This window comes from Kistimonas scapharcae (assembly GCF_039540975.1).
Taxonomy (GTDB): Bacteria; Pseudomonadota; Gammaproteobacteria; order Pseudomonadales; family Endozoicomonadaceae; genus Kistimonas; species Kistimonas scapharcae.
This window is the reverse complement of record NZ_BAABFL010000481.1, coordinates 96313-117515: the sequence shown is the minus strand read 5'-3', so window position 1 is coordinate 117515 and position 21203 is coordinate 96313. Positions and strand designations below refer to the sequence as shown.

Genomic DNA, 21203 nt, shown 5'->3' with positions numbered 1-21203 from the left:
GCTTACCGGAACAGGAAATTCTGCAGTCTAATGCTTGATTCACTGATTCATCAAGGGCACAGCGGTTACAACACGAGTCACACCACCTTCCGAGACAAGGTTCACCCTGTCTCCTTTATGAATGGGCTCGTCCAGCCCCACAGCCTGCTCAATAGAGATATGTGCACCGGTATCAAGCTGAATGGTCATGAGAACGTGTCGACTGTCGACGATGGCATCCGTCGTATCGCCAGCATCATCTTCTACCCATGAGCCTGCGGTTCTACCAACAACCTCTACAGCAACCACGGTACCGGTATCAACCCATGCCTTGCTGGCAATTTCACCACGGCTATAACTGTAACCCGTCAGATCAGGCATACACCCGCCCAGCAAAATCAGGAGGCACCCCCCTATACATATTCCACCATACACCGCATTGTCCTCCCTGATTCAATGTTCTAATGAACAGCCAAACTCACTGTCTTTACTTATTGTTGAACAACCATCACTCCGACTATAATCCCCGCTTCCTGCGCAAACAGGCAAGATTCAAAACAATATTTTGCGCAGATCCCCTAAAGGGACTTGCCGCCCAATACATGACTGACCATTACCGAGGAGCCCCCATGGATGACCGATTGACCATCAAGGAATGCTGCCTGCTGACTCTCTCCCTGGCGACGCTCGCAACCAGCATCCTGCTGCTGATTAACGCCATACAATAAGTCAGCCGCTGACTTCGCCCGAACATGCCCCGTTCGGGCCTGGCCATACAAACCATTCGCGATTCATATTTCTATTATTATTCCATACCGTCTATAGAGGCGCCTCATACCCTGCCCTTCCTGAATCCACCAACATCTATTCTTAAAGGAGGAAAGGAAGCATTTGCATGAACTCATCAACACCCAACATTCCCGGCACTCCCCCTGCAGGAATGACCAGCCAGACCTCAGGCGCATCAAGCCATAGACCTCAACCAGAGGGCACCACCCACTCCCTGAGAACGGTAAAAAAAGCGTTGGGGGATGAACTATTTGTCAAAAAAATAAAAACACATGGGGATGAAATCCCCCAACCCTCTGTCAGCACAACATCGCTCCACCAAAGGGCTCCTCGCATAGCGGATTCTACCCACCGGACCATCAACCCTGCCGTTGAACAACTTCACCAACTGGTCAAACAACATGCCCAACACTTTTCCCCTGATGAACCGGCATTGACACAGGAAACATCCCCCCGTTCTTACCTGAACAACCATACACCGCCATCTCCACCGACAGCAGCACCTGAATCTGTGCAGGAAAAAAAACTCAAGCGAGTGACAGGCAAACCCTGGAATACATTCCTGAAAGCAGTCTGGAATCGCTTTGGCCTGTCTCCGGCATTGAATAGCATACCAACAGGAGAAAAAGCCTGGCTAAGGCAATCCTTCCTCAAACACCTTGCCAATCACCAGACCTACCCTAAAAATAATAAGGAAGCACAGCAAATTTTTATCCAGTATTTGAAACAGCATAATTCACTGTTTCAACAAAGCTTGCCACATACGATTGGGCATCTGACCCAGCACGCAAACCACCCACAGTCATTACTGGCCGAATCGCTTCAACCTCTGCTGGAAAATAGCGGACTTACACGCCGGGAACTCAGCCTGATCAGACAGGCAGCCAGCCTTGCGACACGAATCAGCCACATGACCAGTTTGTCACCTTACGAAACCCTGAATGGCGGTGGAGCCAGACAACCTGCGCACCTGACAAATGCGCTGAATGCCTTTAAGAAACAATTAAATAAAACCAAAAGCCTCTCTGATGAGCTGCGCCACTGCCTGAATCTGGATATCACGAAGATGCTGCAAACCTGTATGGAACAGGAGCAACTCTTCGCCACCCTGCAAAGCAACGATTTCAGAACCCCCGAAACGTTCAAAGATTGCCTGGAAACACAGTGCCAGGCGGCCTGGAAAACCTTGGGTAATTCAATGACCCCACAGGCAAAGAAAGCGAGGAAGGCGTTACTCAAACTTTACATAAATCATCGGGAATCTATTGATCAACAGGGTGGATTCATACCCGACATGGTTCAACAGGTCGCAGGCTGCAATGCAAAAATCATAGGAATACTCGAAGCAGCGGGGCTGCGCAGTACATTCAACGCCATGCTGACAGAAGAGCTGAGCAAATCCAGTAAAGCCTTCGTAAAACAGCAGGCTTTTCGAGTCAATGGTGTTCTGCATCAATCAGAAACCCGCTACTGCCCTGCAGCCAAACTACGCTATCACCACCCTGACGAACCCCAGGGGGGGAGAGATCCTTTCGAGCATAGCTACCAGGATCGTATGAGCACCTCCATGCGACGGGACAGTGACTCAGCGGTAAACCTCTATACATCAAGCTTATCCATGGATGGCAGAGATGTTGAAAAGTCAGTCAGGGTAGGCATTCCCTACGCCTATGCCCATCCTGCTGACCAACGGGACACTATTACCCATCGCCGGCTCAATGAAGCCCTGACAGCCCTGTTGCTGCAACACAAGGCCGACACCGAAGAACTGGCAAATGCCATGGACAATCCTGATGCCGCCATTGACATGCCGGTATGCTACACCAACCTCATGAGCCCCGATGCATTGCGCAGCATGGGCAAGCACATCCCCATCACGAAAGTGAAAGATGTCATGGATGATGAGCGAAAATGGTGCCGCGAAACCTGGAAAAGCATGAAAAAACACTGGCAGGATAAAACAACCACTCTCACCATTTACTCAAGTGCCGGCACCCCCCATACGGTCAACATTAATGTTGAACCATTCATGTTTATCTGTCCCTGTAATCTGATTGCCCACAACAAACTTCTCGCGCTAACCGGCGATACATGGAGAGACGCAGAAAAACAGAATGGTAAAATGCTCGGACGGCTGATTGGCAGCCTGACACCCGGTGACCCCATAGAGGGATTTATTGGTCAACGACTTCAGCAGTACCCACCCGAAACCCAACAAAAGATCCAGCTACTGGCTGACCACATGCGTGAGCTGACACGTACTGGCATGCGCCACTGCGCTGAGAAAGACCCTTTTCTGTATAGCCGTACACTTAATTCCCTGCTTAACAGTATCGACATGCCAATCATTGAAGGCTGCAAAAGCAACAAGGATAGAACTGGACTCAAAAAAGCCCACGATCATACCCAGCTCTGCTACCTGAAGGCCTGCCAAGCAGATGCTATGGAAACGGATTTCATCCGTCGGCATATCATGACAGAAAGCCCAGAGTTCGAGGCGTTATTACAGCAGATGGCGGTTAATGGCGGCCATACCACGATTCAAACGCAAAATACGGCTATGCCGGGTTATCGAATTACCCGCTCGGTAAGCGCCCATCTTGACCCGATATTTGAGCTGATCCAACGAGGCACCCCACTCTCCAAAAAACAGGAAAAGATATTGCAAAAATCGCTGGCCGAGAGAGCGAGCCATATTCCAGCCAGTCAGAATGCCCACGAGCAGGGCACCCCAAAACAACAACCAGCCCCCTACCGACCTGCCGTCAATGCGGTGGATAATCCCAATCGCCCATTGGTGCCACCGGTATAACCACCAACAACGGTAATACCATAAAAAACCCCGCTTGCGCGGGGTTTTCAGTTTTCACTCAGAATCAGTTAACCCAGACCCGGGCATTACGGAACATCCGCATCCAGGGGCCATCCTCTTCCCACTCATCAGGACGCCAGGAATTCTGGACCGCCCGGAATACCCGCTCCGGGTGGGGCATCATAATCGTGACCCGACCATCATTTGTCGTCAGGCCGGTAATGCCTTCCGGCGAGCCATTGGGGTTGAACGGATAGCGCTCGGTCACCTGGCCATGGTTATCGACATAGCGCAAAGCCACCAGGCCGCTGCCGCTTGAACGACGCAGGGCATCCGCATTGACAAACTCCGCATGTCCTTCACCGTGGGCAATGGCGATCGGCAAACGATCTCCCACCATGCCAGACAGGAAGATCGAAGGACTCTTCTCAATCTGTACCATGGCCACCCGCGCTTCAAACTGCTCGGAGCGGTTACGGACAAAGTGAGGCCACAACGACGCACCGGGAATCAGCTCTCGCAGGTTGGACAGCATCTGACAACCGTTACACACCCCCAGCGTGAAGGTATCCCGGCGATCAAAGAAAGCAGCAAACTGTTCCCGTGTACGGCTGTTGAACAGGATCGATTTCGCCCAGCCTTCACCCGCACCAAGCACGTCACCGTAAGAGAAACCGCCACAGGCTGCCAGACCGGTGAAATCAGCCAGCGAACGGTCACCGCTCATGAGATCGCTCATGTGCACGTCAACCGCAGCAAAACCGGCACGGTCAAACGCTGCCGCCATTTCGACCTGACCATTCACGCCCTGCTCCCGCAGTATCGCGATCCGGGGTTTAGCGCCCCGGGCAATGTAGGGCGCAGCAATATCCCGGTTATGGTCCCAGGCCACCACGGCGTGCAGGCCGGGATCCCGGTCGTCCAGCAGGTTATCAAACTCCTGACGGGCGCATTCGGCGTTATCACGCAGCGCCTGGATCCGGTAGCTGGTCTCTGACCAGATGCGATGGTAACGAATCCGGTTGCCGGTCAACACGTCATGCCCACGGAAGACGAACTCGACATTCTGCTCATCCGCCAGTGTACCGATACTGTGGACACAACCTGACAGACCGAACTCGGCCAGGCAGTCCATCACATAGCCCTTGTCCTCACGGCGTACCTGGATCACTGCACCCAACTCTTCGTTGAACAGGGCCGGCAGCAGGTCTGACGGGGTTTCCGCCAGCTTATCCAGCTCAACCCGGATACCGGTATGGCCGGCAAAGGCCATTTCCAGCAACGTAGCCAGCAAACCACCGTCTGAACGGTCGTGGTAAGCAACGATCTTCTGCTCATCCATCAACTGCTGGATTGCATCAAAGAACGCTTTCAGGTCTTCCGGGCTGTCCAGGTCAGCCGGCACATCACCCAACTGACGATAAACCTGCGCCAACGCAGAACCACCGAGGCGATTCCGGCCACGCCCCAGGTCGATCAACACCAGCTCGGTGTCGCCCAGATCCGTCCTCAACTGCGGCGTCACCGTCTTGCGAATATCCTGAACCGGCGCGAACGCGGAAATAATCAGCGACAGCGGTGAGGTAACAGACTTCTCGGTACCATCCTCGTTCCAGGCTGTCCGCATGGACATGGAATCCTTGCCCACGGGAATGGTGATACCCAGTTCAGGACACAATTCCATACCCACGGCTTTCACCGTATCGTACAGACGCTCCCCTTCACCGGGGTGGGACGCTGCAGACATCCAGTTGGCCGACAGACGAATATCAGACAGGCTGCCAATCCGGGCACTGGCAATATTGGTGATCGCCTCACCGATCGCCATACGGCCGGATGCAGGGCCATCCAGCAAGGCCACAGGCGTACGCTCGCCCATGGACATGGCTTCACCGGTGTAGACATCGAAACTGGTCGCAGTAACGGCACAGTCCGCCACGGGTACCTGCCACGGACCTACCATCTGGTCTCGATTGACCAGACCGGTGATTGAACGGTCACCAATGGTAATCAGGAAACTCTTGCCAGCGACTGCCGGCAGGCGGAGTACCCGCTCTGTCGCCTCGGCCAAATCAATACCGGCCAGCTTCAGTGCCTTGCGCTCAAAATCGGTGCGTTCCACCGACCGGTGCATACGGGGCGCCTTGCCCAGCAGGACTTCCAGCGGCATATCAACCGGGTTGTTGTCAAAATGGCTATCTGACAGACGCAGGTGCTCTTCATCCGTGGCGGTACCTACCACTGCGAAAGGACAGCGTTCCCGACGACAGATCGCTTCAAAGCGCGCCATATCCTCCGGCTCAACAGCCATCACATAGCGTTCCTGAGACTCATTGCACCAGACCGCCAGCGGCGACATGCCGGGTTCATCGTTGGGGATGTTGCGCAGCTCAAAATTGCCGCCGCGGCCACCGTCACTCACCAGTTCAGGGAACGCGTTGGACAGACCGCCGGCGCCGACATCGTGAATAAAGCGAATCGGGTTCTTGTCACCCAGCTGCCAGCAGCGGTCGATGACTTCCTGGCAACGGCGCTCCATTTCGGGGTTTTCCCGCTGTACAGAGGCAAAATCCAGGTCTTCCTGGCCTTCACCGGTACTCATGGACGACGCCGCACCACCACCCAGACCGATCTGCATGGCCGGGCCACCCAGAACGATCAGCTTGGCGCCAGCAGCGAATTCGGCTTTCTGCACATGATCAGCTCGAATGTTGCCCAGGCCACCGGCAATCATGATCGGCTTGTGGTAACCACGCACTTCCTCACCGGCCGGGCCGTTGACCTGCTCTTCATAGGTCCGGAAATATCCGCAGAGATTGGGACGACCGAATTCATTATTGAAACCGGCGCCGCCCAGCGGCCCCTCAATCATGATATCGAGGGCGGAGACGATACGGTCCGGCTTGCCAAAATCCCCTTCCCAGGGTTGCTCATAACCGGGAATACGCAGGTTAGAGACAGAGAAACCGGTCAGGCCCGCCTTCGGCTTGGCACCACGACCGGTCGCACCTTCGTCACGGATCTCTCCACCGGAACCGGTGGAGGCGCCGGGGTAAGGGGCAATGGCCGTTGGATGGTTGTGGGTTTCCACTTTCATCAGGATATGGACATCTTCCTCATGAAAACCGTATTCGCAGGAGTCAGGGTTGGGGAAAAAGCGGCCGGCGCGGGAGCCGGTGATGACGGCGGCATTGTCCTTATAGGCAGACAACACGCCATCGCTGTGCATCTCCCAGGTATTGCGGATCATGCCAAACAGGGATTTATCCTGCGCTTCACCGTCAATATCCCAGGACGCGTTGAAGATCTTGTGCCGGCAATGTTCCGAGTTGGCCTGGGCGAACATCATCAGCTCAACATCGGTAGGGTCCCGTTGCAGGCGGGTGAAATTCTCCACCAGGTAATCAATCTCATCCTCTGCCAGCGCCAGCCCTAATTCAGCGTTGGCCAGTTCCAGCGCCTCGCGCCCCTCAGCCATGACCGCCACCGAAGTCAGTGGCTGTGGCTCGGCATCGCGGAAGAGGCACTCGGCCGCCTCCAGGCTGTGAAGTACGGTCTCCGTCATCGGGTCATGCAGGCTATCACCGATCCTTGCCAGCGCTTCGGCACCGGGTTCCCCATCGGTCTGGATATAGTAGGCAATGCCCCTTTCCAGACGCTGGACCTGGCCAAGGCCGCAGTTATGGGTAATATCAGTCGCTTTGCTGGACCAGGGGGAGATGGTGCCGGGCCGTGGCACCACGAGGAAGAGTTGTCCGACAGGTTCCTGGGCCTCAATGCCCGGACCGTAGCGCAACAACCGTTGCAGGACACCCTGCTCCTCGCTGGTCAGCGGAGCGGTCAGTCGCGCAAAATGCATGAAGTCAGCGTACACACCGGTGACACCGGTAACCTGCTGCTGAAGCGCCTTCAGCAATCTCTCAGAACGGAAAGAAGAAAGCGCGGGATTGCCGCGTAGAATCTCCATGGTCAGACGAACCCTCGAAATCCGGGAGAGGTTGGTAAGTACCGCAAATAGTCTGCGCGGGTACTCAGGGTGCGCGTATAATACAGAAAGCCGTGTGGCTGAACCACCCGGCAAACCCCTGTTTCACTCTCTTTGACGCTATTACCCGATTTTCGTTCATGCCCCGTCATTGCCCCTAAAGTCTGCGCTGATCATCGCCATGAAGGAGTACCGGTTATCGTGTTGAGAATGATACGCCTTCACTATAAAAATCCACGCGGCTCCTTGGTTTCGTGGCGGATCATCAGTGTGTTGCTGCTGACCGGCTGTGACAAACCACCAGACACAGGCGTCGTCTGTCCTGCGTTCCTGCCAGCCATGGTGGCCAATCAGCAAACCGGATCACCTGAGCACACCCGTGACAGTAATCGATCCTACCGGCAACTGAGCTGGGCTTATTACCTGGACAACCGCCAGGCGGCACCACTCTTTGATCCACCGTTGGATGCCTTTCCCGTGGCCCTGTCTGCCGCCGAAAATGTCAGTATCAACACCCATATTGCACACCGCCTTCCACGGTATGAGGCGCTGTTTCGCCGCATTGCCGAATCACACCAGATCGACTGGCGCCTGCTGGCTGCCATCAGCTACCAGGAATCCCACTGGTCGCCCAGGGCAAGGTCACCCACCGGCGTGCGGGGCATGATGATGCTGACACTCACCACGGCCCGGGAGGTTGGTGTTCGAAACCGGCTGGATGTGGAGCAGAGTGTGCGCGGTGGTGCCCGGTACCTGAACCGGATCCATGACCGATTGCCTGAATCAATCCGGGAACCTGATCGCACCTGGATTGCCCTGGCTGCCTATAACGTCGGCATGGGGCATGTGTATGATGCCCGTGACCTTACCCTCCAGGCTGGAGGCAATCCGGACAAATGGCATGATCTCCGATTCCACCTGCTCCTGCTGGAGCAATCCTGGTGGTACCGCCAGACACGGTACGGCTATGCCCGCGGATCAGAACCGGTGCGTTATGTGGAGAATATCCGCCTGTTTTACCAGCACCTGCAACAGCCGCAGATACTGGCGCAGTCAGACTGAGCTAACAACAGCCCGGCTGTTTAGCCTGTTTTTTCTCCAGGCGGCGCCGGCGGAAAAAGTCGGACAGTAACTGTGAACACTCCCCTTCCAGCACGCCGCCGGTAACAGCCACTACGTGATTCAGCCAGGGCATGTCCAGCAGCTCCGCCTGGCTGGCAACGGCGCCGGCCTTGGGTTCTGTGGCGCCATACACCAGCCGGCGAATCCGGCTGTGGACAATGGCACCGGCGCACATGGTGCAGGGTTCCAGGGTGACGTAGAGGTCGCAGTCCACCAGCCGGTAATTGTTGAGGGTGACCGCGGCATCGCGCAGTGCCTGGATCTCGGCATGGGCGACCGGGTCGACCCGGCTGATCGGGCTGTTGTACCCCCGCCCGACGATGCGGTTTTCATGCACAACAATAGCGCCCACCGGTACCTCGTTCAGGGCTGCCCCCAGTCGCGCAAGGCGCAAGGCTTGCTGCATCCAGTGCTGATCGGTTTCCTGAGTCGCCTGCATTACGCTACTGCCATCATCCAAAAGGGCGGGATTATAGCGGGACGGCTCTATGAGACAACGTTAAAGCCAGGCAACCTCACCGGTAAGGTGCGGCCGCCCCCCCGTAGAATACAGTTGGAAATCGACACCCGATTCAGACGATTGTCGGCTAAAACTCACCTCGGACGGTAAGTAGACCGGGGTTTTAAACCGCACATCAACCGAAAACGGTTTATTCCCGATGGTGGACGCCAGTGCCGCCAGACAACGGGCCTTGGACCACATACCATGGGCGATAGGACGCCGAAAACCAAACAGTTTCGCCGTGAACGGATAGAGATGAATAGGATTACGATCCCCGGAAACCGCACCATACCGGCGCCCCAGATCGGGCGGAAGCGACCAGTTTTCATCCGGTTCGGGTAGCGTTTCTTCCTGGCGTCGTGGCTTTTTGCCAGCCGTCTTCCCCGACATTCTCGAGAGTGTTGTGCTGACGCTGTCCCACACCGGTTCCCCGTTCGCCTCGATGCGGGTAATGAAGTCAAACTCCAGCCCGGCCTCCACCCGGCGGGTTTCACCCACCGTACAGTCAATCCACAGCAGCTCCTCCTGTTCGACCGGCCGGTATTGGCGAATCCGGTTGCGAACATGCACCAGCCCCACCGGTGCCAGCGGCATGGCGTTATGGACCAGCAAATGCATCTGCAACGGAAAAGAGAGAATATGCAGAAATGTCGGCGCCAACGTTGCCTGCCGTTCAAACCCACAGACCCGGTTATACGCCTGCACCTGGGGGCGATCAGCACGCACACCGGCGACACTGACGGACAAGGCAGGCAGCGAATCGCCCGTGGGACGCCCGCGTTTGACAGCGGCGCCCGCATAGAGACGCCACAAAGAAGGAATGGTCGATAACGTGTCTGCCTGCATGATGGAGCACCGATGTCTGGGACTGACAAGTCCTCGATTCTTACACGCACCGGTCGCGTCGCATTGGCTGATTCACCCCCGGCTCCCTGCCCGATTGCCAATGACGCCGCCGTAACCGATTGTCATCCCCCCCAATCCTCTCTAAGATAGCGAAACGAATACGGCACGATCAGGCAATAACACCCCGTACAGCCAAGGTGCTGACACTAACAGCCGCCGCAAAGGACTGACGGAATAACAACAGAAGCCGGGCAGTAACATGAGCGAATTAAAAGACGCAGGCATCCTGGTACGGATGGCACACCAGGCCTTCATGAATGCCGGGATTGATCCCACACCGATCTACAAACGCTGCAATATCACGGCGCAACTGCTGGCCGACCAACGCACCCGAACCCCCCATCATGCACAAACACTCTTCTGGCAGGCCTGTGAGGATGTCACCGGGGACCCATTAATCGGTTTACATCTTGGTGAAAACACGCCGTTGTTTCGCGGCCAGGTGCTGGAATACCTGTTCCTGAGCAGCCACACCTTTGAGGAAGGGCTGCAACGGGCACTGCGCTACCAGCGCCTGCTGAGTGACGCCATCTGCGGCCGGCTGGAAATCACCGACGACCGTTGTGCGCTGGTGGTGGCGCCCACCACCGGCGATGCCGTCAGCATCCGGCACCTGAGCGACAGCATCATGCTGGGTGTCATCCGTTTTTTCCAGCATGTCACAGACGGTGCATTTAAACCGCTGGCCATCACCTTCTCCCATGAAGGCGTGGGGGATGACAGTGAATACCAGCGGGTGTTCGGTTGCCCGGTTAGCTTCGGTGATGAGGCGGATGAACTGGTCTTTGACCCGGCCGTCCTCAGTTATCGCTCCCTGCACGCCGAGCCCGAGCTGATGCGTGCCCACGAGCAGGTAGCCTCCGAGCAGATGGCCCGACTGGAAAAGCAGGATGTGGTCATGGCAGTCACCCGGGTCATCGGCGAACTGCTGGACTCCGGCCAGGTCAGTCTGGAATCCGTAGCGGAACGACTGGAGATTACTGCCAGAACATTGCGAAGCCGACTGGCGGAAGCGGAAACCAGTTTCAACCAGTTGCTGGCCGGTTACCGGAGCAACCTCGCCCGGCGGTTGCTGGCACGGACGGATGAATCCATTGACGAGATTGTCTACCTGACCGGCTTTTCCGAACCCAGCACCTTCTACCGGGCCTTCAAGCGCTGGACCGGCCTGACGCCCATAGAGTACCGGCGCAGCAAAAGGCGCGAACGCGCCGCCGCACGAAAAGTACCAGCAAAAGCGAACAGACCGGAAGAAGCACCGGCCTGACGTGATCAGCCGGCTTGCCACACATGACAAACCGGCCGTTACAGATTACCCATCCAGATGCAGGTTGCCGTTCTGCAACAGGGTATTCAGGATGGCGTTGTTATCCCCCAGGCTGGAGAGGTCAACATCCTGCAGGACAATCTTCTGGGTCACATCCCCGCCCTCGCCTGTCGGATGAATACTGATCTCGGTACTGCCATTGACCACCGCCACATCCAGGAACTGGTCAATGGTTTCCGGTGTTTCACCGGACAACAGCTGGCTCAGGTCGATGGCATCGCCACTGACACTGGCGTCGAAATCGGTAATGGTATCCACCGCGATGGTGGACGCGGTCCCTTCATCACCGGCAATCCAGACAAAGGTATCGGAACCCGCGCCGCCGGTCAGGGTGTCATTGCCGGCGCCGCCGATCATGAAGTCATCCCCATCGAGGCCCAGCAGGGTGTCATCGCCGGCCATGCCATTGATCTGTTCACCAAACGCGGTACCCGTCAGGGTCTCGCCATTGACGGTGCCATCAATGCCGCCGGTGCTGTCCAGGGTATGCATCACATCAATGTCCAGCGTGGCCGTGCTGGTGTTCGAGCCATCCGACACCTCATACGTGAAGGTTTCCGTCTGATCCGCACCACCCAGCACCTTGACCTCAGCATCCGTTAACGCCCGGTTATAGAGGCTGGCCTCATCGATATCACCCTGGAAATAATTACCGGCACTGGCCACATCACCGCTGTGTATTTTGGTACTGTCAGGATTGGATCCAAAAGCGATTTGGTCACTGTGCGCGCTGACCGGAACGGCGCCGGACTGCGTCCCGAAATCGACCCCATCGAGATAACCCGTTACCGTTCTTTCACTGGCCGTCGCACCAGACGCATCCAGCACCATCGTGACGCTATGCCAACCGGCATCCAGATTATCCAGACTGGTACCGATAAAGGCGCCGTTCCAGCTATCCGATTCACTCCATGCACCGACGTAGAGATTTCCGTTGTTAATATAAATATTCAGGCCATTCGTACTACCGCCCTCTTCAAAAAGAATCTGGGTGCCACTGAGATCGTTGGCAGGATCAATTCTGAACGAGAGGCTGATCGTCCGCTCGGTGACATCCGCTGAAACAATATTGTTTTCCGCAGTCGTTCCCGAATAGGTATTGATTTCCGCCGAGTTGGCCACCGTGATACGGTCATTAACCCCATCAAAACTCACTGCACCGCCACTGACACCGTCAGAAACAAACGTCGCCCCGGCCAGCGTACCGTTATCCGCAATGCTGTCCACCGTTGAACTGTCAGCGACGGTGGTACCGGTGCCTTCATCAAAGGTCCAGCGGGCCATCAGGTTGCTGTCGAGATCCACACTGGCGAAGGCGGGATCAAGGTTGTAGTTCCAACTGCCGTCTGCGGCGATATCCAGGGTGCCGTATTCCCCGGCAATACTGGTGGTGCCGGTAGCCGCTACCGCCTGACCATTCACGCTGGAAACGGTCAGGGTATCTCCCGTTGCCGTGGTTTCCACCGGCAGCACATCGTCACTGATGCCCGTGGTGTCGGAGAGTTGAATGCTGGCATCCACCGCGTGGTCTAACTCGATGGTGGCACTGGCGGCCGTGGTGTTGGTGCCGTCGCTGACGTTGTAGTCCAGGGTCAGGTCACCCGCGAGATCGTCACCGGTGCGGATCGTCCAGGTGCCGTCATTATTGTCATAGACCGTGTGTTCATTGTCGGGATAGATATCCCATTCAGCGCCGTTGAGTGTATAGGTAGACACAGAGTTCCCCCGGTTCATGACCCCAAGTTCGCCGTCACTGATATTTTCACTGAACTGATGCGCAATCTTCTCCACACCATCGACCGTCAGGCTCACCCGGTTATCAATGATATCCACTTCATAGTGGCGTTCCGTGTTGATGTTGGAATTAGCACCGGATTCATTAAATTCAGACAACGGGGTTGACGTGCCGTTTGTCCACTGTTCAACCCGCCATATGGGTGAGCCAGATCCATCATAACTGCCGATGGTCTTGTAGTTATTGGCGTCCACATAATCAAAGACAATGAAGTTATTACGGGTGGTATGCCCGTCCGTCGGCGCCACCGTGAAATCCAGATGCAGGTCGGCGCTGCGGGTTCCACCACCAGTGGTATCAATCAGCACCACGTTTTCTTCCGTGCCGGACGTCAACGTCAACGTATCACCGTTGACCGACACACTACCGCCCGTGCCTGCCGAGAAGCTGGTCTGGAAATCATGCCGGTGGGCGCTGACACCATCAATGCTGACATCCTGAATACTCAAGGCATCGCCCTGAGCGTCACTGGCATTGGAGAGCAGGAAGGCTTCCGTCACGGTATGGGTCACCAGGTCATCCGGAGCAACGATGTTCAGTTCGCCGTCAATATCAGGATCCTGATCTGGCTGGATATGCACATTAATCGCCTGGGCAGTCACCTCCGTTGCACCCGTCGCCGTCTCCGTGGTGGTGGCGGTAACCGTCATCGTGAAGTCTGTATTGCTCTCCGGTGCTGTCAGCGTCAGGCTACCCAGATCCCAGCCGGACACATCCAGTGCCTCACCGGTTGAGGTCAATGTATTCGTGCCATCGGTCAGCACAACATCCGCAGGAATTCCGGTCAGCTCAATCGCCAGGGTTTCCGAACCGTCACTGTCCGGCGTCGCCACGTCCAGGTCAACGGCTATCGCCTGGTCTTCCTGACCATAAACACCGACACCCGTTGGAATGTGGCCGTTGTCGGCACTGGCTGCCTGAATAGAGACATTATCCACCCACAGGTCCCGGGAGGCCGTCGTCGATGACGTATCCGTGATACGAAGAATGGCGTTTCCGGCCGCTATCCCGGTAAAGTCCAGATTCAATGTCTGGTAGGTTTGGCTATTGGGATTCACATCCTGGCTGGCCAGCACCGCGCCGGAATCCGCATCAATGATTTCTATCCGTCCAGAAACCGGGTTTGTGTTCGCACTGGCAAAACCCAGGCTCAGCGAGTAGCTGACATCCGGATGGATGGCAAAAGTCTGCTCCGCTACGCCGGTGATCGGTGTCTCTCCACTACTGAAGGTCATCCTGCCGCCGGAAATTGCAACACTCCCACTCAGATCCCACCCCGTGGACGCGGATAAATCACCGCTGGCGATCAACTCCGTGTCCAGCGCCAGGTCACTGTACACTTCATTGTTCAGGGTAATGGTCGGCGCATCCGTGACCGGTGTGACATCAAAGGTCAGTGTCTGGACTGAACTCTCCAGCCCGTTGTTATCGGTTGCCTTGAATTCGATGGAAGCATAAGCATCGCCACTGGCATTAGCATCCGGCACAAAGACCAGTTCTTGCAGTTCATCGGTGGTGAAGGTGTCGTTGGCAGCGACCGCTGTGGTACCGAAAGGCTGCCCTTCCACAGGACTGGGTGCCAACGCTTCATTCACTATCTGGAAATCATCCAACTGGGCGGCAAAGGGCTGGTTATTGCCAATATAGTTACCCACTGTCACGATATCAGCAGTTGACTGGAAGTCACTGGAACCAACCTCGACACCATCAATGTAAAATGTTGTTGTGCCATTCTCACCGACGGCAACCAAGTCATGCCAACCATCACCGATGGAGCTGGCAAAGTAACCCGAACCATGGAAACCGGTACCACCGGCATTATCAAAAGTCCCCAGTTCTCCGGTCGTATTATGGAAGATTATCTGATGATCATTATTGCCTCTTGTTAACGTATTCCAGAGATTATTATCGAGAAACAGGTCATTAAAGCTGACACTGATGGTCCACTCGCTGCCCAGGTCATAGGCAGGATCAAGCTGAATGTATTCGTGCGTGCTGCCATCAAATTGGGCAACCTCTCCCCGATCAACATCTGTCGCCTGCTCTACTCCCTGAGACGTACCTTGAATTTCGTTTCGGGTATCATTCGCGATATCTGAAGAATCACTGAAATCAAAGTGCAGATCGGGCGTCGGTTGCTTGTACAGTGTCCCGTCACCATTGATCGCGGTGATTGTCACCGTATGGGTATCCCCGGCATCCTGATCGGCGATAGTAAAGTCATCCGCCGTAAACTGGTGCGAGGCATCTTCATTGATGGTGAAGGTCTGATCCGCCACTGTCGGTGCGTCATTGACATCCTGCACCAGGATCGTGAAGGTCTGGCTGCCGCCTGACAGCCCGTTACCATTGTCGTCAACGGCTGTGACAGTCACCGAAATCGATGCTTCGGTTTCATGATCCAGCACCTGACCGGCTTTCAGGCGCAGTTCATCGTTCACCACCTCAAACCGGTTGTCGGATACGGTGAAGCTGTGCTGGCTGAAGGCTTCGTTATCAGTGTCCGGATCGGTGGCAGTGACGGTGCCAATGGTAACCGCCGTGGTGGTGTTTTCATCCAGCACAGCATCAATATTGGCCACATCAGCCATCAATTCGGGAATCTGTGCTGCAGTCACGGCCTGATCAAACACTTGCAAGCCGGCAATGTCGCCGGTGAAGGCTCCACCAAAACTACTGTGGGTTGTACCCAAACGAATCGAGTCCTGCCAGTTAAAATCAGAAGCTGTCATTGAACCAGATGCTACAGCGGAACCATCAACAAAAAGCGTCTGACCACCTACGTCGCCACCCACACTGTGAACCACATAATGCCATTCACCATCATTGAAGGCGGTTGATGCATCGCTGGTAATTGTCTCTTCACTCCAAATCCGGGCATTAATCCTGCCGTCAGAATCAATCCAGATTTCACGATCAGCAGCTCCTAAATTAGCAGCTGTCGTCATTTCTGCCATTCCACCACTGCCCGTGGTTCTGAACCAGAAGCCGATACTGTAAGACGTTTCTGATGCATCAAGAGAGGCAATAAATGATGAATTACTGCCATCAAATTGCAGGGCATTGTCAAACTGATTATTTGGGCCATCAACAAACGTCGGAGTCCCTCCTGAAAAGCTATTGCCTCCGGCATCACTTTCGTAGTTATTGTTAAAATCCCATGCCGCTTGTGCAGTGGGCGCCGAAGGCGCCACGGCCGCATCCACCGCCAGCGACACCGCCGTCGGCGCTTCATTCACATCACCGACCTGGATGGTGTAATCCTGCTCACTGGTCAGCCCACCGGAATCCGTGACCTGTACCCGCACGTTATGGGTGGTGTCCCCTTCATGATTCAGCAGCGTGCCATCCGCGACGGTAATCTCACCGGTACTGCTGTCGATGGCAAAGCGGCCGCCGTCATCATCCAGCAGGGAATAAGTCAGGGTGTCACCGGCATCCACATCGGAGGCCGTGACCTGCCCGACCACGGTGCCATCGGCCGCATTCTCATTGACACTGAAGTCATCAATGAAATCTTCCAGCTGGCTGGCCTGGTAGAGGTTGCTGATCTGGGTGGCGTCCAAGGCTTCATTGAACACCGCGAAATCATCCACGGCGCCGTCCATGTAGCCGTCATTCGACCAGTTACTCTTGCCGATGAAGTTATTCGTCCGGACTTTTTCCGGCGGAACGACGCCCTGCAGGGTGCCGGCTTCCACACCATTCTTGTAAACGGTCATCATGCCACTGCTGTCGACTGTGGCAGCCACATGCACCCACTCACCGGCGGTGAAGAAATTGCTCACTTGCAACTGATGGTTGACACCATTGGCATCTTGTATCTGAAAACCCAGGGTGTTTGAGGTACCGACGTGCCCCAACAAAATATTGTCATCATTGGCTCCATCACCAAAGTCAAACACCCGCGACCAGTTCTGACTGAAACTGTCGAATTTCACCCAGGTGGATATGGTCATGGCGCCACCGGTCTGCAGGCCACTGATTTCCCCGGCGCCGGACGTGCCATCCATCTCAAAGGCTGAGCCGGTGCCATCATGCCCGGTGCCCCAGGTCGCACTGCCTGAGAAGGTCAGCGCCTGGTCACCGTCGCCGATATCGGATGCACTGGTGCCCGAACCTTCGGAGAAGGAATAGGCCACACTCACATCAATGCTGTTCACCGGATCCAGCTCCGGCGCTTCATTGACATTGGTGAAATTGATCGTGGCCGGGGCACTGGCCGTTACGGCGACACCATCCGTCACCGTCACTGAATAGGAGGGCTGCACTTCCCCGCCGTCATGGGTAAAGCTGACTTCACCGTCCAACAGTTGCTGCTGGGTGAAACTGAAAGTGCCGTCACCATTATCGGTAACACCGGTGCCGCTGAATGCACCATTCTGAACATTACTGACGACAAAAGTCAGGCCACTGTCATCGTGATCCAGGTCCGTTGCGCTGAGGTTGTCAGCGGTCAGCACCACCGTGGCGCCCTCGTCAATCGACAGCGTATTGTTGGCCAGTTCCGGCCCGTCATTGACCGCAGCCACCTGGATGGTCCGGCTGACGGCGCCGGAGGTCTCCGTCCCGTCGGAGACGGTGAAACTGACTTCACGGTCGCCAGTATCCGGGTCATCCGAGCTGTTGCTGTAGGTGATGCTGCGCAACGCCGCCTGGTAGTTTTCCTGGGACGCACTGCCGGTCAGGGTCAGGGTGCCAGTTGCCGCATCCCAGCTGCCGGTGATGCCGTTCTGGTCGGTAAAGGCCAGCGCATCCTCACCGGTCTGGTAATTGCCGGTGACCTGAACCGTCGCACTCTGCAGCGTACTGCTGTCAGCATCAGACAGTGTCACGGTATTCAGCACTGTCGCCTCACCGTCGTTTTCGGTATAGGTGAACGGCGTGACGGGCATGGTCACGACCGGTGCATCGTTGGTGCCGTTGACCGCGATCGTGGTGGTTACAGACGACGATGCCCCTTCATCGTCACTCATCGTGTAACGGATCTGAACCGTGGCATTGTCACCCGTGCTGAGGTAATCAAAATCACTGCCCGGATCAAACCGGAGCTGGTTGTTGACGATACTGACCGTGCCCTGGCCTGTCACCGGGTTACCGTCGGCATCCACAATCTCGACGTTGTCCAGTGAGAAGTTGGCAGGGCCGTCATCGACGTCGACATCCACATCATTGGCCAGCACATCGAGGGTGAGGCTGTCGCCCTCATCTGTGGTCGCAACCTGGAACAGCTGGAAGCCGTCCACGCCGGTATAGCTGTCACCATTGTTGGAACTGATATCGAGTTTGAAATAACGGTAGGTGGCGGGCTCATCCAGCTCGAAGTCTTTGACTTCACGAAGCGACCAGTCGGTCACACTGCTATGGCTGTCAATCACTTCGAAGTTCACACCATCGTTACTGCCCAGCAGCTGCCAGTCCCTGGGCTCGCGTCCCTGGTCACGGCCGATGGCCTTGAGGTCATAGCGCCAGATCGTGATCGGTTCGCCGGTATCCACCTGTAACCAGCCGGAACGACCAGCCGTTGCCCAGGAGTTCACATTGTTGGCACTGCTGGCATCAACGCCGTCAAAGGCTTTGTACGCGGCATAACCCGCATTAACCTGGCCACTGGCACTCACCACAAAGCCCTGATCCGTATTGGCCGTCAGAGCCGATATGGTTGGATCCGTCATATTGCCATCCGCCACGGCGACCGGGCCATCATTCACCGATGTCACATCAAAGGTCAGCGTCTGTGTGGCACTGCTGGCGATTCCGTCACTGACGGTGAACTGGATATCCGCGTAATCCGTACCATGGGCATTGGCTGCTGGCGTAAAGACCAGCGAGCCGATTTCTGCCGCAGCAATCGGCTGCCCGTCACTCACTAAATCACCATTGAGCGTGAGCGTGCCTGCCGTCGGCGCCTGGGTGATCGTAACGGAGTGGAGACTGTCACCATCCACATCGGTGAAGCCAAAATCGGTGGCTGAGAAGGTATAGCTGTTATCTTCCGCCAGGGTAAACGTGTTATCGGTAGCCACCGGCGCATCGTTGGTGCCGGTCACGGTGATGGTGGCCGTGGATTCCGAGGTCGCCCCTTCGTCATCGGACATCACGTAACGCACGGTCACCGTCGTGCTTTCACCGCTGGCCAGGCTGTCGAAGTCACTGCCCGGCACAAACTGCAGCTGGTTGTTCACCACGCTGACCGTGCCCTGCCCGCTTAACGGATTGCCGTCGCCATCCACGATCTGCACGCTGTCCAGGCTGAAGTTGGCGGTGTCATCGTTGTGATCCGCATCCGTGTCGTTGGCCAGCACATCAATGGTGAGGGTTTCATTCTCATGGCCGGTGTGCGTATCCGCACTCGCCACCGGCGCATCATTGGTGCCGGTCACTGTGATAGTCGCTGTCGCCTCAGACGTTGCGCCGGCCCTGTCAGAGATTTCATAACGTACGGTAACCGTCGCGGTTTCACCGGTTGCCAGTTCATCAAAATCGGTTCCCGGTTCAAACCGGAGTTGCCGGTTTGAAATGGTCACCGAGCCTTGTCCTGTGAGCGGATTACCGTTGCTGTCAACAATTTCAGCCCTATCGAGATTCAGCGTCTCATAGGTATCCCCGGTATCGGCATCGGTATCATTGGCCAGCACGTCCAGCATGAGCACCTGATTTTCCGAGGCGCTGCCGACATCGGCTACCGCTACCGGCATATCATTGGTGCCCGTCATGGTGATGGTGGCGACCTGCTCAACCGTGCCACCTTTGTCGTCTTCCACCGTAAAGCGGTATTCAATCACCACCTGTTCACTGTTTTCCAGGTAGGCATAGGCGGACGGATCCACGGTCATCTGGTTGCCGATAATACGAATACCACTGTCATCACCGCTGATCAGCCGGACACTGCCATCCTGTACGGACAAAGTGTCACTGACATCAACATCACCGGCATGGGACAGGAGATCGAGGGTATAGCCGGCGTCATCGGCACCCGCTCCAGAGGTGATCGCCCGGCTGACAAAAGGGGCATCATTACTTCCGGTGATGGTCAGCGTCGCGGTGGATTCTGAGGTACCGCCAAAACGGTCCGACATGGTGTAACGCACCACAACCGTTGCGCTCTCACCCTCGGCCAGGGCATCAAAATCCCCGTTGGGGTCGAACTGCAGCTGCCTGTTAACAATGCTGACCTGTCCACGGCCTGTCTCAACATCACCGTTAACAGCGACAATCGCCACATGATCCAGGGTGAAATTGGCAGGGCCATCATCCGTATTGGCATCGGTGTCATTGGCCAATACATCCATGCGGAACACGGCATTTTCATCGCCCTCACCCCGGTCTTCCCTGGCAACCGGGATTTCATTGACCCGCACCACCGCTGCCGGGACTGCGTATTCCTGCACCAAGGGTGCCTGCTCACGCTCCGGTTCTGATTGTGTGCCTGGCGCCCGGTCTGAGGCCTTGTCGATACCGTCGGTTTCTATATCCAGGATGCTGGACTCTGTGCGGGTGACAAACGGGGATTCGTCCAGTTTTTCTTCAAGCTGCTGTTGACTGCCCTGTGCGTTTTGCCTGTGGTCAGCATCATCACGGGAGGAAGTGGACGATGGCTGCTGAAAGTCACGTGCCTGGAGGTTCTGGGTCAGCACCGTGTAACCGGATTGCCCTTCATCCAGATCATCAACGTCTTCCGGCATGAACGGGTTACCCGGTTCTTCTGGAAACTGCTGATTGCCGTACCGGTCATAGGTCACCCCATCCACAACAATGGCGGGATCAACGGACTCTTCCGCTGTTTGCTCCTCACCCTCGGGCTGTTCCTGCGCCGGAGGGACCACCACAGGTTGTACCGGGGGGGACGCATGGGCCTGTTCCTCACGCGGCTCCTGCGTTTCCTCCGGTGTTGGCTTTACCGGTTCATTCGGCCCATTGGCAGACTCAGCGCCGGTCTGCTTATTTTCATTATCAGCCATACGACCTCCCTATCCATGGCTGTAC

8 protein-coding genes are annotated in these 21203 nt (G+C 56.1%); 3 read left to right on the top strand and 5 right to left on the bottom strand.

Features of this window, described 5'->3' with window-relative positions:
* Positions 1–39: 39 nt before the first annotated feature.
* Positions 40–360 carry a hypothetical protein gene (locus ABD892_RS26915; RefSeq protein ID WP_345199520.1) on the bottom strand — a complete coding sequence of 107 codons (321 nt, stop codon included), beginning with the start codon at positions 358–360 and terminating at the stop codon, positions 40–42.
* 514 nt (positions 361–874) lie between these two features.
* On the opposite strand from ABD892_RS26915, the gene ABD892_RS26910 reads away from it, so the two are divergent.
* Positions 875–3580, top strand: a complete 2706-nt coding sequence (locus ABD892_RS26910; protein WP_345199518.1) for an inositol phosphate phosphatase SopB — start codon at positions 875–877, stop codon at positions 3578–3580.
* Positions 3581–3644: 64 nt separating this feature from the next.
* Here ABD892_RS26910 and purL read toward each other — a convergent pair whose 3' ends face one another.
* On the bottom strand, positions 3645–7547 hold the full coding sequence (purL, locus tag ABD892_RS26905) for a phosphoribosylformylglycinamidine synthase (protein ID WP_345199516.1): 3903 nt from the start codon (positions 7545–7547) through the stop codon (positions 3645–3647).
* Between the two features lie 228 nt (positions 7548–7775).
* On the opposite strand from purL, the gene ABD892_RS26900 reads away from it, so the two are divergent.
* Complete coding sequence (locus ABD892_RS26900) at positions 7776–8627, top strand: transglycosylase SLT domain-containing protein (protein ID WP_345199560.1); 852 nt, start codon at positions 7776–7778, stop codon at positions 8625–8627.
* A gap of 1 nt (position 8628) precedes the next feature.
* Here the strand turns inward: ABD892_RS26900 and tadA are convergent, their stop codons facing one another.
* A complete protein-coding gene (gene tadA, locus ABD892_RS26895) occupies positions 8629–9126 on the bottom strand; it encodes a tRNA adenosine(34) deaminase TadA (protein ID WP_345199513.1) in 498 nt (165 codons plus the stop codon).
* Between the two features lie 60 nt (positions 9127–9186).
* Complete coding sequence (locus ABD892_RS26890) at positions 9187–10035, bottom strand: MaoC family dehydratase (RefSeq protein WP_345199511.1); 849 nt, start codon at positions 10033–10035, stop codon at positions 9187–9189.
* 259 nt (positions 10036–10294) lie between these two features.
* Between ABD892_RS26890 and ABD892_RS26885 the strand changes: the two genes are divergently transcribed.
* Positions 10295–11362, top strand: a complete 1068-nt coding sequence (locus ABD892_RS26885) for an AraC family transcriptional regulator (protein ID WP_345199509.1) — start codon at positions 10295–10297, stop codon at positions 11360–11362.
* A 45-nt stretch (positions 11363–11407) separates the two neighbouring features.
* Here ABD892_RS26885 and ABD892_RS26880 read toward each other — a convergent pair whose 3' ends face one another.
* Positions 11408–21178, bottom strand: a complete 9771-nt coding sequence (locus ABD892_RS26880; RefSeq protein ID WP_345199507.1) for an Ig-like domain-containing protein — start codon at positions 21176–21178, stop codon at positions 11408–11410.
* Positions 21179–21203 lie beyond the last annotated feature (25 nt).

Bases quoted from the DNA above. Each gene is read 5' to 3' on its own strand.
- ABD892_RS26915 (WP_345199520.1), bottom strand. From the start codon at position 360: ATGCCTGATCTGACGGGTTACAGTTATAGCCGTGGTGAAATTGCCAGC.
- tadA (WP_345199513.1), bottom strand. From the start codon at position 9,126: ATGCAGGCGACTCAGGAAACCGATCAGCACTGGATGCAGCAAGCCTTG.
- ABD892_RS26890 (WP_345199511.1), bottom strand. From the start codon at position 10,035: ATGCAGGCAGACACGTTATCGACCATTCCTTCTTTGTGGCGTCTCTAT.
- ABD892_RS26880 (WP_345199507.1), bottom strand. From the start codon at position 21,178: ATGGCTGATAATGAAAATAAGCAGACCGGCGCTGAGTCTGCCAATGGG.
- ABD892_RS26900 (WP_345199560.1), top strand. From the start codon at position 7,776: ATGATACGCCTTCACTATAAAAATCCACGCGGCTCCTTGGTTTCGTGG.
- purL (WP_345199516.1), bottom strand. From the start codon at position 7,547: ATGGAGATTCTACGCGGCAATCCCGCGCTTTCTTCTTTCCGTTCTGAG.
- ABD892_RS26910 (WP_345199518.1), top strand. From the start codon at position 875: ATGAACTCATCAACACCCAACATTCCCGGCACTCCCCCTGCAGGAATG.
- ABD892_RS26885 (WP_345199509.1), top strand. From the start codon at position 10,295: ATGAGCGAATTAAAAGACGCAGGCATCCTGGTACGGATGGCACACCAG.